The organism is Syntrophobotulus glycolicus DSM 8271, assembly GCF_000190635.1.
Lineage (GTDB): Bacteria > Bacillota > Desulfitobacteriia > Desulfitobacteriales > Syntrophobotulaceae > Syntrophobotulus > Syntrophobotulus glycolicus.
Window position 1 is genome coordinate 2328264 of record NC_015172.1, and the last position, 13392, is coordinate 2341655.

General features: G+C 43.1%; 14 protein-coding genes. 2 read left to right on the forward strand and 12 right to left on the reverse strand.

All coding sequences use genetic code 11. The features are described from left to right. The first annotated feature begins 96 nt into the window (after positions 1–96). Entirely contained in the window at positions 97–603 is a 507-nt protein-coding gene (locus tag SGLY_RS11490) for a bromodomain-containing protein (RefSeq protein ID WP_013625441.1), read from the forward strand. Between the two features lie 81 nt (positions 604–684). Further along, positions 685–1740, forward strand: a complete 1056-nt coding sequence (locus SGLY_RS11495) for a PEGA domain-containing protein (protein WP_013625442.1) — start codon at positions 685–687, stop codon at positions 1738–1740. Between the two features lie 50 nt (positions 1741–1790). On the opposite strand, the gene SGLY_RS11500 is transcribed toward SGLY_RS11495, so the two are convergent. The 12 genes from SGLY_RS11500 to SGLY_RS11555 form a co-directional block, all read right to left on the reverse strand. Continuing rightward, positions 1791–2627, reverse strand: a complete 837-nt coding sequence (locus tag SGLY_RS11500) for a VanW family protein (protein WP_041445368.1) — start codon at positions 2625–2627, stop codon at positions 1791–1793. 59 nt (positions 2628–2686) lie between these two features. After that, positions 2687–3013, reverse strand: coding sequence for a YnfA family protein (locus tag SGLY_RS11505; RefSeq protein ID WP_013625444.1), 327 nt, complete (start codon positions 3011–3013; stop codon positions 2687–2689). Between the two features lie 94 nt (positions 3014–3107). Next, on the reverse strand, positions 3108–3572 hold the full coding sequence (locus SGLY_RS11510; protein ID WP_013625445.1) for a GNAT family N-acetyltransferase: 465 nt from the start codon (positions 3570–3572) through the stop codon (positions 3108–3110). Positions 3573–3623: 51 nt separating this feature from the next. Further along, positions 3624–4868 (reverse strand): hypothetical protein, encoded by a 1245-nt coding sequence (locus SGLY_RS11515; RefSeq protein WP_013625446.1) that lies wholly within the window; start codon positions 4866–4868, stop codon positions 3624–3626. Positions 4869–4910: 42 nt separating this feature from the next. Continuing rightward, on the reverse strand, positions 4911–5963 hold the full coding sequence (locus SGLY_RS11520) for a tetratricopeptide repeat protein (protein ID WP_169312025.1): 1053 nt from the start codon (positions 5961–5963) through the stop codon (positions 4911–4913). Positions 5964–6056: 93 nt separating this feature from the next. Then, complete coding sequence (locus SGLY_RS11525) at positions 6057–7583, reverse strand: YifB family Mg chelatase-like AAA ATPase (protein ID WP_013625448.1); 1527 nt, start codon at positions 7581–7583, stop codon at positions 6057–6059. Positions 7584–7719: 136 nt separating this feature from the next. Then, positions 7720–9489 carry a methyl-accepting chemotaxis protein gene (locus SGLY_RS11530; RefSeq protein ID WP_013625449.1) on the reverse strand — a complete coding sequence of 590 codons (1770 nt, stop codon included), beginning with the start codon at positions 9487–9489 and terminating at the stop codon, positions 7720–7722. Positions 9490–10332: 843 nt separating this feature from the next. After that, entirely contained in the window at positions 10333–10698 is a 366-nt protein-coding gene (locus tag SGLY_RS11535; protein WP_013625450.1) for a YraN family protein, read from the reverse strand. Positions 10699–10729: 31 nt separating this feature from the next. Further along, a complete protein-coding gene (locus tag SGLY_RS11540; protein ID WP_427916615.1) occupies positions 10730–11458 on the reverse strand; it encodes a ribonuclease HII in 729 nt (242 codons plus the stop codon). Beyond that, complete coding sequence (gene ylqF, locus SGLY_RS11545; protein WP_013625452.1) at positions 11410–12237, reverse strand: ribosome biogenesis GTPase YlqF; 828 nt, start codon at positions 12235–12237, stop codon at positions 11410–11412. Before ylqF ends, SGLY_RS11540 begins: the two co-directional genes overlap by 49 nt. A gap of 85 nt (positions 12238–12322) precedes the next feature. After that, complete coding sequence (gene rplS, locus SGLY_RS11550; protein ID WP_013625453.1) at positions 12323–12664, reverse strand: 50S ribosomal protein L19; 342 nt, start codon at positions 12662–12664, stop codon at positions 12323–12325. A 131-nt stretch (positions 12665–12795) separates the two neighbouring features. Beyond that, positions 12796–13356, reverse strand: a complete 561-nt coding sequence (locus SGLY_RS11555) for an RNA methyltransferase (RefSeq protein ID WP_013625454.1) — start codon at positions 13354–13356, stop codon at positions 12796–12798. Positions 13357–13392 lie beyond the last annotated feature (36 nt).

Here is a 13392-nt window from a genome sequence, read left to right on the forward strand (position 1 = left end):
AGCTCAGACTCATGCTCCCAATCAGAGTACCCTTTTTCAACTCACTTTTCACGCTAGCTAATGGCAGGGAAAACGATTTTTGAGAGGCTGATTATATTGCCATGGTGTCCAAAATGCAAAACAGAATACCGTGACGAGTTTCAAATATGCAGTGACTGTGGCTCTGATTTGGTCGAAGAAGCGGTTAAAGAGGAAGCCCTGCCTTCTGAACCCATTTATCAGGAATGGCTGCTGCTCGTGAACTGCGCCGACAATTATCAGACCGACATTCTGGAATCCTTTCTTCAACATGAGGGCCTTGAAACATTAAGGAAATATCCGGATATCGGTGATTATACCAAAATCTATACGGGCATGTCTTTATCCGGTGCAGATCTTTATGTGAAAAAAGATCAATTTATAGAAGCTCAAGAAATTGTAAAGGACTTAATGCCTCCCGAAAAAGCCGCTGATTCATTGATCAGTGATCCTTCCGATGCAACTGGAAGCGGACAAGAAAAAGATAAAAATCATGCCCGGCTTTTTGCTATCGTGATTTTATTTGCCGCTGTTGCCGGGCTTTTTGGCTCGTTCTGGCAAAATTTCAGTCATTGGTTCAGGTAGTTTTCTTTCCTTCAAACTCTTTTTCTGCCTCTTGTTCTCAAAAATATCTCTTATATCCTTTTATGAATGGAGAATTGATCAATGGGAAGACAAAAAATAAAAAAAATCACTTTATGCTTGTTATTATTTTCCCTAACCCTGACCTTAACCGTTTTTCTGGTCTTAAGGTATCCTCAGCCTGTGGCTAATCTCAATAATCAGGATACAGCCCAATCGATTCCTCTTCAAATTGACACAGACCAAATTCATGGCATCCCACTCTATATTGATCATAAATATATCGGGAAATCGCCTCTCTCTACGAAACTGCCTCCGGGTAAATATCGGATTACTGCCAAGCCAGCCGGCTATGTTGGCTCTGTCCGCTATCTTACGCTTAAGCCCGAAGATCCTGCTGATCAAAAAATTATTCTGCCGGTCGATCAGCATAACTATCAGGATTTTCTGGATGAGATCACCCGGCTGGGTTACCAGCCTGTCAGGGTTATGGATTACTATGACCATGTTCCTCTTACGAAGAAAACCATGGTTTTGAGGCATGATGTCGACGTATCCGCGGCCTATGCCTTAAAATTAGCTGAGATGGAGCATGCCAAAGGAATAAAAAGTACATTTTATTTTCGCTGGAGTACTGCCGATCCTCAGGTAATCAAAGCTATTCGGGATATGGGGGACGAAGTCGGCTTACATTATGAAACTCTGGCGACTTACGCCCTTGAACACAATCTTCAATCAGCTCAGGAGATCACTCCGTCCGTAAAAGAACAATTGAGAGAACGCCTGAAATCAGAAATAGCAGAATTCAAGCAGAAATTTGGTGACATCTCTACCGTTTCCTCCCATGGAGCGGATGAAAACATCAGGCTCGGTGTCTCAAATTATCAGGCTATCATGAAAGGGCAGGATCCTTCCGACTTTGGTGTGATTGGAGAAGCTTATGGAGAGGTTACGGATCACTTTACTTATATGAGCGATTCCGGCGGGTTCTGGGAACCTTTCCCTTATCCTCAACTTGAGAGTGATCGCGGCCCATTTTATTTTCTTATCCATCCCATCCATTGGGCCTCAAGTTTTCATTTCATTCATCCTGTGCATGTCTCCTCAAGCTTTAATAAGAATCTTCCTTTACCAAGATAAAGCTGGACCCTGAAATCGATCACTTAGGGGCAAATGGCCCCGGCATATCCTTAACCGACACTTCCGTCTCCCGGCAACATTGGTTCGTACATCATCATTGCATGATTCTCCGTGATGATCTCGTCGCCTACCGGATTGTTTTCCAAATCGAAAACCCTGCGGCTGATCACATTGTGGCGCAAATAACCTCCCCACCATTCCTGGGTGATCAAATGGTCACTTTGATAAACCTCATATGTATGAGTGAAGGGCTGCTCACTCCGCCACTCACCTTCCAGGCATCTTACCCCCACTCTGATTTGAAGCTGGTAACTGTATTGGGTTTCATTGGTGATTTGAAGATCGATATAATTGTAGACAACCGTTGCCCCGCTTCCGAAGGGCTGAGTTCTCTCAGCATCCGGAAATACATCGTGCGTATGGCGCCATCGTTCTTTTACCTGCAAGGGAGTATGTAAGGTCATCCAATAGATCAGATTTGAGAGCTGGCAAAGTCCTCCTCCTATTCCCGGAACAAATGAGCCGTTATTCAGAACCATTCCTTCTGTGAAGCCCTTGGCCCTGGTCGGCTTTCCTACCAAACGCCAGAAAGAAAAGGTCTCCCCCGGTTTGAGAACCAGTCCGTTGATTTTCTCCGCGGCCAGCTTCAAGTTGATTACTTTGTTTTCCTGCAGCCACATATCGACATTCCGGAGAGGACGATATAACGGGGTTTGATGTTCCGCAACCTTGAAGGGAAGCTGACTGGTCTGAAAAGTTGCAGCATAGCAAGCTGATCCGGCAAAATACCATTGAAAATAACGACGCCAGCTGAAGAAAAGCTTCCCCATAAACAACCGAAGTTTGGAACGGTTAACCGGCTCTTTCGATGGATATATCGGCTTCATCGCCAAGGTTTTTCACTCCTTTAACGCTGTGGATTCTGCTTCTGGCAATACTTTGTAAATCAATGGCGTGGAGCCCATAACATAATCGTTACTCCTACCAGACAAATTGCTGCTCCTATCCAATCATAATAATCCGGTGCCTTCTTATCAACGCTCCAGCCCCATAGCACTGCCAGAATAATAAAAACACCTCCATAAGCAGCATATACTCTGCCGAAATTAGGAAATTTCTGCAATGTCGGTATAATTCCGTAAAGAATTAAAATTACTCCGCCTATAATACCATACCAAAATGGCTTGGCTTCTCTTAACCAAAGCCAGACCAAATACCCCCCTCCTATCTCCGCTAAGCCTGCAAGTATGAATAAAATAATCGCATTAAACATCAGTAAGACTCTACCTCCAATTTTATCTGAGTTTATCCGTGTTCTAGGGCAAACATGGTCCATGATAAATGATTATGTACGGGCAAAGTTATCTTTACAAAATTTTTTCCATACAAATAGATTTTTTCATTCCCTTGTAAGGCCCATAGTTTTCTATAACCGTATAGCCAAGTTGATCATATAATCCCATAGCCTCCACTGAAGGAGCCCCTGATTCCAATACCAATTTATCAAAACCTTTTTCTTTGGCCCCCTTTTCCAGAAGGCTCATTAATTGCTTTGCCATACCTTTCCCTCGATATCCTTTCTTGACGAAAACCCGTTTCACTTCGGCGATTCCTTCTTCAAAAAATTTGAAACTAGCACAGCCGACAGGATTATCATTCTCATAGGCCACAATTACATCATGAATATCCTCTAAAATATTATATTGAAGATACTCTATCCGGTTTTCTTCTCCTCCCACCAGCTCATTAAGGAAAACATCCAGCAACTGGGAGAGATTAATAAAATCTTGATGACTGCCATCTGTATAGGCGAATTTTATTTTCTTTTCCAAATTTTATCGGCTCCCCCGGTTTAGATTATGATTCCCAGATACGATTTTCATTCATACGATTTCTTTGATATCCCCGGAAGCTAAATCAATCACATATTGCTTCAATGTCAAACCAAAAACACCAAAATACAACTTTCCATCCCTGATCCGATTCACCCGGAGATCATCATACGCATAGCTTGGGTAAAAGTTCAATGAACAGATTGGATCAATCTTCGTTGTTTCCAAGTTCACTCTGATCAGTTTATCATTGGCAAACAGATATCCTTTTTCTTTATCAATGGCCGCTCTGATCACCCCTCCTTCAACCAGCGTTCTGTACTTCTTTGTTTCTAGATCCAGCACTCCGAAATCACCGGGATGTCCTTCAGAAAAGGGTTCCCAGGTATCCGAAAGAAGGTATAATTTCTCGTTATATTTACAGAACAAACGATAACTGTAATTTCTGTCGCCCTGATACAAAATCTCGGTTTTTCCGGACTGACGGTTGATCCGATTGATTGTCCCTAAATATTCCTTAATCTTTTCTTCTTGTATCTCTTTACTTCTGGGCGGTTGAAAAATTTTATCTCCATAATAGGAGTAAAGATGATCTTCATAGATCACATTTTGATTTTCAGTTGGCCTATACTGGGTCTCAGGGACGGCGATAGGCGCAAGACTGGGGCTGAAATATTGCATAATGACATCTTTTGACAGCCAGGTTCCTTCCGCCCCGTATATTGTAAAGTTAATCCGCCTGTTTCGAATAAAGCCGTCACTCTCGACTTGCCCCCACCAATACGCTCCTTGCGAAGGCTTCACATCAAATGTCATGGCGGCGTCTATCCGTCCGGAATGATAAGCCTTCTTTACCTCCACGTTTTTGAAAGCATACTCTGATACGGCATAATCCGGGTTGCTGCTGTACAAGAAATTGTCAAGTATCAATTTTGCGTAAGTATCAGGGGCATCATCATAAGAAGCTGTGACCAGTTGCACATAACTCATCTCATGTCCGGGATCAACATTCAGTAATATTTCCCCGGAAGGTTCAATCGTTACCTTTCCCCTGGCAGAACAACCTGCCTGTGTTGAAGGATCAACCTCTGAGCTGTCGACTTGATGGATAATTCCTCTTTCGTCTACGGCTAACCAGACTTCACCCGTTTTCTTCACAAACACCAAATTTGTTTCATCATCTCCCGGTAAATTTGCCTCTTCTTCCGGAGGGGTTACCGTTTCGTTTGTTTTGGGGGTACATCCGATTAAATGAAAGATTAGGATCAATAGCAATGAAATTATTAATTTTCTCATTTGTTTTTTTACCTCTGTCCGGATGATTTATTTAGAGGATGATTATCTGCTATAGTGTTTTGCCCACTGATATTTTTGTCTATCTTTATTGAATAAGTATTTGGCTATACAAACCTTAACATCTTTTCCTGCTGTTTCAAAGACTTTTTCTATTTCATCCTCCATAACCTTAGGATTTAAGCCCAATTCCATTGCTTTGGCAAAATATTTGTCCCCTTTTTCCGGCCTTCCTCTGTGAAAATAAATTACTCCCAGTAAATGATATGGATAATAGTGATATCTGCTGGCCTTTATGGCTTTTCTTGCATATTTTTCGGCTTCTGTGCTTTCATTGATATCTTGGAATGCTGCTCCGCAGGTTGTCAATATTGTTGACATGAGCTTGCTGTCATTTGAACATTTATCTTTTAACAGCTCAATAGCTCTTGCCGCATTGGCTAATCTTCTCCAGTTTTCTGAAGCTTTGACTAAACTCCATAAATTCCCTGATTTTAAATACTCGCTTTCATAGTATATGGCCAAGACCTTAAATAAATTGTTTCGGTTTAACCACAGAAGATCTTCTTCATCAAGATTTTCTTCTGCTTTTAATTTCAGTAATATCGTATACAGAAGATGATAAAGATTTGGATGAAAACACAGTTCATCCAACCCATATTCCTGTTTCAATACATTGAATTCCTCCAAGAATTTTGCTTCTTGCAGGGCCTGTTCTTTCTTTTGTTCCTCAGCTTCAATTACTTTTTTCGTCAAACAATCCTGCTCTTTTCTGTTCCTCATCTCACAAAATTCCTGAAAACCGGGGAAAAGAGCAAAATCTACATTGATATTTCCAAAGTAGCCCTCTGCAAACGATATATTGGAAAATATTTTTATCCTTTCACTTTCAGGTAAATGAATAAACCTTATTTTAATCAGGACACTGTCCTTAAGTGTCGTTCCACTGATCTTTTCAATTATCCCAATCCCAAAGGTTCGATGTCTGATTTCACATCCAATCAGTTTTTCCCAAAGAGAATAATCCGAACCGGCAAATTCTGCGAAGGTGCTAAAGCTGTCCACATATATTTTTGAATCCATTGCTACTCCCCCCAAAGCACTAAACAGTCTCATGCCTATCTTCTTCGCTTTCCTGAGAGCTTAATATCGAGCACCTATATCGGAATTTCCCTATTTCGGCAGCTGGATTTAGTGTTCGATTTGTCTGTCCAGTGTTCTGTAGTTCAGTGCTTCCGCCAAATGTGCCGGGTGTATATTTTCACTGTCCGACATATCCGCTATGGTTCTGGCGACCCGGAGTATTCTGTCGTGGGCGCGGGCACTTAACCCTCTGGCATCAAAAACATGTCTTAAAAGCTTTTCCCCCCGGTCATCCAGCCGGCAGATTTCCTTTGTTTCCCGGCTCGTCATTTCTGCATTTGTTTTGTTTTTTCCATACCTTTTACTCTGGATCCCGCGTGTTTTTTCCACCCTCTTTTTTACTTCCTCAGTCTTTTCCGGATTTGGGGAGTTTTTTTTAAGTTTATCATAACTGAGGCGGGGCACTTCTATTTGAATATCCATGCGATCCATTAGAGGGCCTGAAACCCTGTTGCGATAATGGCTAACCTGAGTCGGTGTACAGGTACAAGTGATCGCCCCGTCACCAAAAAAACCACAGCGGCAAGGATTCATCGCGGCGACCAGGCTTACGCGCGCGGGATATTCAACACTGCCTCTCTGCCGGATGAGCACGATTCTCCGGTCTTCCAGGGGCTGACGAAGTGATTCCAGCACTTCACGTGAAAATTCCGGCAGTTCATCAAGAAACAGGACGCCGTGATTAGCCAGAATCAATTCTCCCGGCTTCATTTTATGACCTCCGCCAATCATGCCGGCAATCGTCGCCGTATGATGGGGATGACGGAACGGACGCCTGGTAATCAATTTTCCTTCTTCACTAAAGAGCCCTGCCAAACTGTAAAGCTGGGTAACCTCCAGGCTTTCTTCATCGGAAAGAGGGGGGAGTATACCGGCAAAGGCCTTTGCCAATAATGTTTTTCCTGATCCTGGAGGCCCGACCATCACGGCGTTATGCCCTCCGGCCGCCGCAACCTCCAGCGCCCTTTTCGCCTGTTGCTGACCATATATTTCAGACCAGTCCACATCTTGCTTGTGTTCTTCCGCGCCTTTACAAACCTCTGCTTTATCGTCCTGAAATGACCCTTTCCCCTGGAGTATGGAAATCAGTTCACTCAGGCTGCCTGCACAAACACTGGACAGGGAATTGTTTAATCTCGCTTCGACAACGTTTTCCGGTGAAACCACCAAATCAAATTGCGTATGCTTATTCACTTCCACCGCCATACTCAGAATCCCGGATACTCCCTTTATTTTCCCCTCAAGCGAAAGTTCCCCCACAAAGACATAATCCCCGATTTTCGGGGAGTCTATTTCCCCCATGGCAGCCAGTATTCCGACAGCGATCGCTAAGTCGAGTCCTGAACCTTCTTTACGGATATCGGCCGGTGCAAGATTAACTGTGATCCTCTGCAGGGGAAGCGGGCACCCGGAATTTTTAAGAGCGGCCCTCACCCTGTCCCGAGCTTCCTTAACGGCCATGCCGGCAAGCCCGACAATATCTAAAGACGGCAGACCATTGGATATATCAACCTCAACTTTAATGATATTGGCTTTTAGCCCGTCCAAAGCTATTCCGCGAACATGGGCATACATACTTCTCCACCTCACGAAATATTTCAACGAATGTAAACTATTTCCTGCCGGATTTCAAAAGCCCGGAAAATAAATTCCGAGCTTTCGTACAATTCGGTAATATCTCAATCAATTGCAGTTCTTTTTGTCCCACAGATTAGGTTGGAACCTTTTCCTGGTTTGTTTCAAGTTTAAATTGCTGCATTAGCTCCTGCATTTCCAAAGCATTTTTCATTAATAATTGCGCGGAAGATGCGATTTCTTGGGAAGCCGCTGTTTGTTCCTGGGCAGAAGCGCCGATTGTTTGAGTCTGGGCGGAAATATGTTGACTGACTGTATCGACTTCATTTACAGCCTTTACAATTTTTAAATTATTATCGAAATTCTTGCTTAAATTGATGACGGCAACATTGATTTTTTCCGCAACATCATTGATCATTCGGATAATTTCTTTAAATGTGTTACCGGAGTAATTTACAGCATCCGTACCTTCTTTTACCCTTACAGAATCCTCATTCATAGCTGTTACAGCCTGTTCTGTATTTTCCTGGATAAGCTTGATGAGATTTGAGATCTTCTTCGCCGCTTCCTGGGATTGTTCCGCCAATTTACGAACTTCATCCGCAACAACGGCAAAGCCTTGGCCGTATTCACCGGCTCTTGCGGCCTCAATTGCCGCATTTAAGGCCAAGAGATTCGTTTGCTCGGCGATCCCGGAAATCGTCTCCACAATTAGTCCGATTTCTTTTGAACTCTGACCCAGATGATTGATCAGTTCCTGAGCATGTCTTGTCGATTCTTCAACCGCATTCATTAAAGAAATGGTGATGTCAATATGTTCGCTTTCCTGTTGAGCACTTTGCGATGTCTTATCCGATAGTTCTTTAATTCCCTGAACCTCGTTCAAGATATCTTCATACGAATGATTAATCTCTTCCACAATGGTGTTTACATTGGAGACAGATTCTATTTGCCTGACCGTTCCGCCCACTACATCAGAAACGGAGTCGGATACAGAAGAAGCGGTTGCCGCAAGCTCTTCAGCCCCCGAGGATAACTGTTCCGATGCCGAAGAGCATTGATTGGAGGAATGCTTGATTTGATGGACAATATTTTTAAGATTCTCACTCATGCGGTTAAATCCCTCGGCCAGCTGGCCAATTTCATCTTTGCTTTTTAAGCGTATTTTCTCAATATCTAGGTTCCCTTCCGCTAAAGCATTGATCCTTTTGGCAATTTGAATGATCGGGTTGGCAATTCTTCTGGCAAGGATAATTCCTGCTAAGGTGGAAAAAATCAACGCAGTGATGATCACGATCAAAACTGTTGATAGGTTTTTTCTTAGCTGCTCCTGAGCTCTCGCTTTTTCCTGAGCAACGACTTCATTAATGTCATCAATGTAATTCCCGGTGCCGATAACCCAATGATAAGGCTCATATACCAGCGTATAAGCTCTCTTCAGAATAGGCTCCGTTTGTCCCGGCCGGGGAAAAGTATAATCTGTATACCCGCCCTCTTCTTTCAGCCCATTATTAATAAAATCGCGTACATAATATTTACCCTCAGAATCCTGAGCATCATATCTATTGCTTCCTTCTTCCGAGTTTTCGGACAGAACGATATTTTGCCCCTCGATTGTATCAATCCAAAAATAAATATCTCCATCTAGCTGTAAATCGCGGACCGTGTCAGCTGCCAGTTTTTTCGCTTCCTTTTCAGTGAGTTCACCTTTGATCTGCCGGTCATAGATTTGATCAATTAAGCCAATACAGATCTCGACTTCAATTTTAATTCTCTGGTCATACTGTTGATTTACCGTATCGTCTGCTGCCTGATTTAAAGCGAATATTTCATAACAGCCCATAATCGCAATTGTCAGTAAAACGCAAATCAAAAAGGAACCGATTATTTTGTATTTGATACTCATTTTTTACCTCCCCATTATTTAATACACCTCTCGGTGTTCTCCGCACAGACAGTCATGATTTTTCTTGTCTCTATATTTATTTTCTGATTTAAGCATTAAAGACAATACAACATTCTAATCATTTTGTTACATTTCTCTTCCTAAACAATCCTCTTATATTAAGCGTTCTATTGATTTTTTCATAAGCTTGATACGGATTTGAATGAGATCATCAATTCATTTTTTTATACAATATAACCATAAAAGATACATTTCTGAAAACAGGAAACAAAATTGGTCAAATCACAAAAAAGCCAAGCTTAAACAGCTTCCCCGATACTTAGATGGAAGCTGCTCCAAAGCTATGCTACTGATTTTTAAAATTTTATCTTGGTTACATACCAAAAAAATTAATGACACTCAATTAAGATCAGCAAAATCATTTTCAACTATAAGGTTGTTTTTCGGGGAAAATATTTATTATAGTAATTATAATGACATAATAGTCCATATATTGACATTTCTATTGTAGTAATATACAATATGTTAGAAATAAATGTAACAAAATGATTAAAATGTTGTATCTTTTGGTTTAGTTTACCAAATTTTTTTTATTTGTTTAAAAAATAGAGCAGGAGGCTACCCAATTAATGAGTAGCCTCCTGCTCCATTTTTTAAAACTAATCAAAGTTTATGATCATCATTAAAATTTATTGAAAAAATTTTGCAAAGAATCCGCCAGCTTTCCAACATGTATTCCATCTACAAAAGAATGATATACCTGAATTGCCTCATATTTATTATCCATAGTGGTTGTCTCCTTTAACAATAATCGACCGGAATCTTATGATCTGTAATCTAGGTCTATCCTGTGGAAAAAGCGTTCTTTATCCAGCGATATTGCGCTTTCTCCCCTTCCATATTGATCGCAATAAGATCAAACCTCAGCCTGGGCCATTCCTTGTAGCCCTGTTCAAGCAAATAATAGGCTGCTGTTTTCTGAATCCTCATGATTTTGCGTTCAGTTAAGCTTTCCTCGGCAGATCCTCGGATAGATGTCGTCCTCAACCTCACTTCCACAAAAACTATGGTATTTTCTCCGTCACCGGCGATCATATCTATCTCTCCCCTGGGACAACGGTAATTCCGGCATAAAATTTTCATCTTCTGCTCGATCAGATACGCAGCGGCTAATTCTTCCCCTTTTTTGCCCAGTTCTTTTCTATTCATACCTTGCTTTCTTCTCTTCTTCTCCGCCATATCAGGCCAGTTCTGAGGAAGATCGAAATGCCAGGGCTTTGACCGGTGCAAAACTATACCGGTGAATTGGACATGGACCGTACTTTTGGAGTAATTCAAAGTGAAGCCTGGTTCCATAGCCTTTATGTTTGTCAAAGGCGTACTGCGGATAGAGCATATGTAAATCATCCATTATCCTGTCTCTGGTTACTTTGGCCAAAATAGATCCGGCCGCTATGCAGGCGCACTTTGCATCCCCGCCTATAACGGCCTTCTGTCTGCACACAATATCTATTTCATCCCGGCCATCAACCAGGACATAGCCTGGAGGAATATGAAGAGCTTCAATCGCTTTCTTCATGGCCAGTTTGGACGCATGAAGAATGTTCATTCTGTCGATTTCCTCAGCTTCCACCCCGGCGACAGCATAAGCTGACGCCTGATCCTTAATCCGTTCAAAAAGGTCTTCCCTTCGCCTGGCTGTAAGTTTCTTGGAGTCATTAAGATAAGGCAGGTCAAAAGACTCCGGTAAAATGCAGGCGGCGGCAATAACCGGCCCAGCTAAAGGGCCCCGACCGGCTTCGTCTACTCCCGCCACAAACATAAACCCTTCCTTGACCAGCTTCCTCTCCAGATAAAGAAGTTCTTCTTTGAATAAAGCTTCCAGTTTACTCTCCTCCCTTTGCCTAAGCCTGAATCGGTCTATTCCAAACGATCCAGGGTCGCTCTGGCGATTTTGGCACTGCGGAATTCCCGGAAAAAGATCTGGGCGGCTTTTAACGTGTCTACTCTGCCCCCGCTAATCAGACAGCCCCGCTCTTTGCCGATTGTCTCCAGATTGATTTCTTCCTGCTCGGTTTTGTAATACTTGTTTAAAGCTCCCTGATAATTTGTCTGTAACCAGGCAATCAGCCACTGCGCCAGTTCTTCTAAATCAAAGACTTCATCCCGGACTGCGCCGCTGGCCGCCAATTTTCTGCCGATTATCTGATCATCAAACTTCGGCCAAAGCATACCCGGAGTATCAAGAAGCTCTATTCTGCCGTGGATTCTCAGCCACTGGCTTCCTCTCGTTACTCCCGGTTTATTCCCTGTCCGGGCTTGGGCTCTCCCGGTCAACGTATTAATGATCGTTGATTTCCCTGTATTCGGAATTCCGACAACCATCACTCTGATTGGCTTCTTGATCCCCTTCTCCGCAAGCTTCTGCCACTTTTCCGCCATCAATTCTTCCAGCATGGGAATGATCTTTTTCATTCCCGCACCGGTTGAAGCACTGACCGCCAGCACCGGGCCTTCCTGCTCAAGCTTTTTCAGCCATTTGCCGGTCTGGTCTTCATCAGCCAGATCGGCTTTATTTAAGACCAAAAGCTTGGGTTTCGCTCCAAGCAATTCCCGAAGCAAAGGGTTGCGGCTGCTCAGGGGAAGTCTGGCATCGCCTGTCTCAATAATCACATCTACCCACTTCAACTGTTCGAGCAGCTGTCTTTTTGTTTTGGTCATGTGACCGGGAAACCATTGTATATCCATATCATACCATTACCTTGTCTAATTTGCTCCGTCAGACTAAAAAAGAGCCGAATCACTCCAGCTCTTCTCTGATCCTTTTTTATTCCTAGCGGCGTTCCCGGATACGGGCCGCTTTACCGGATAACTTGCGAAGATAGTACAATTTGGCCCTTCGAACAATACCCTTGCGGACAATTTCAAGTTTGTCGATTCTTGGGGTATGTAGAGGAAATGTTCTTTCCACACCTACTCCGTTGGTTACGCGGCGCACAGTGAAAGTCTCCCTGAGACCGTCACCTTTTCTTTTGATCACGACACCCTCGAAAACCTGAATACGTTCCCGGGAACCTTCCACGATCTTCACGTGTACCTTAACGGTATCTCCTGGACGGAATGAAGGAATATCATTTTTCATTTGCTGTTCTTCAATCATTTTGATAAAATCCATTACAATTCCCCCCTTCCTTGCCTAGATGTTCGTAACTTCTCTTGCTAAGCCAGAGGACCATCCGTTTTTCATACTGTACTATATTATCATAGCCTTGCCGATTGTGCAAGATTTCCTGCAACATTCTCTATCTACCTTCCGCAAAGTCTGTCCAGGATGACTGCTGCCGCCGAACGGACAGAAAGATGATTATACTCACCAGGTCCATAGACAGGCTGCAGAATATAATCAGAGCTTTGCACGACTTCTTTGAGCAGACCCCAGCCTGTGCCGAAAAGAAGAAGGAAAACAGCGGGGGTTTCTTCAATCTTTTTGCGCATGCTTTCATAACTGACCGCATCTGGATAAAGACGGGCATCGGTTGCTATGACATGGACCCTTTTGCCTTCCTGTTCTCTTGCTATATCTGATAAGGCATCCTCCACTGACGCGACCAGGCGTACCCTGGAAAAAGCCTCATAGCGGTCAGGATTGTACTCGGCTCCGAAGCCCTCCCGCCAAAAACCCATAATTCTCTGGGCCAAAGCATGCTGGGCCGGAGCGGGGTGTACGACATAATAGCGTTGAAGCCCGTAAGTTGCCGAGCAGCGCGCAATATCGTGCAAATCAAGATTCGTGATAGAAGTGGCCACTTCCTCCATATTCTTGTTATAGACCGGTGCATGAACTAATGCGATATATAATTCCCCCATAAGGAAGATCCCTCCGCGGTTTTTCTTTACCATTCC

What these genes read in the sequence shown, in the direction of transcription:
- SGLY_RS11495 (WP_013625442.1), top strand. Translation starts at nt 685, where the DNA reads ATGGGAAGACAAAAAATAAAAAAAATCACTTTATGCTTGTTATTATTT.
- SGLY_RS11500 (WP_041445368.1), bottom strand. Translation starts at nt 2,627, where the DNA reads ATGAAGCCGATATATCCATCGAAAGAGCCGGTTAACCGTTCCAAACTT.
- SGLY_RS11505 (WP_013625444.1), bottom strand. Translation starts at nt 3,013, where the DNA reads ATGTTTAATGCGATTATTTTATTCATACTTGCAGGCTTAGCGGAGATA.
- SGLY_RS11515 (WP_013625446.1), bottom strand. Translation starts at nt 4,868, where the DNA reads ATGAGAAAATTAATAATTTCATTGCTATTGATCCTAATCTTTCATTTA.
- SGLY_RS11525 (WP_013625448.1), bottom strand. Translation starts at nt 7,583, where the DNA reads ATGTATGCCCATGTTCGCGGAATAGCTTTGGACGGGCTAAAAGCCAAT.
- SGLY_RS11530 (WP_013625449.1), bottom strand. Translation starts at nt 9,489, where the DNA reads ATGAGTATCAAATACAAAATAATCGGTTCCTTTTTGATTTGCGTTTTA.
- SGLY_RS11535 (WP_013625450.1), bottom strand. Translation starts at nt 10,698, where the DNA reads ATGAATAGAAAAGAACTGGGCAAAAAAGGGGAAGAATTAGCCGCTGCG.
- ylqF (WP_013625452.1), bottom strand. Translation starts at nt 12,237, where the DNA reads ATGGATATACAATGGTTTCCCGGTCACATGACCAAAACAAAAAGACAG.
- rplS (WP_013625453.1), bottom strand. Translation starts at nt 12,664, where the DNA reads ATGGATTTTATCAAAATGATTGAAGAACAGCAAATGAAAAATGATATT.
- SGLY_RS11555 (WP_013625454.1), bottom strand. Translation starts at nt 13,356, where the DNA reads ATGGGGGAATTATATATCGCATTAGTTCATGCACCGGTCTATAACAAG.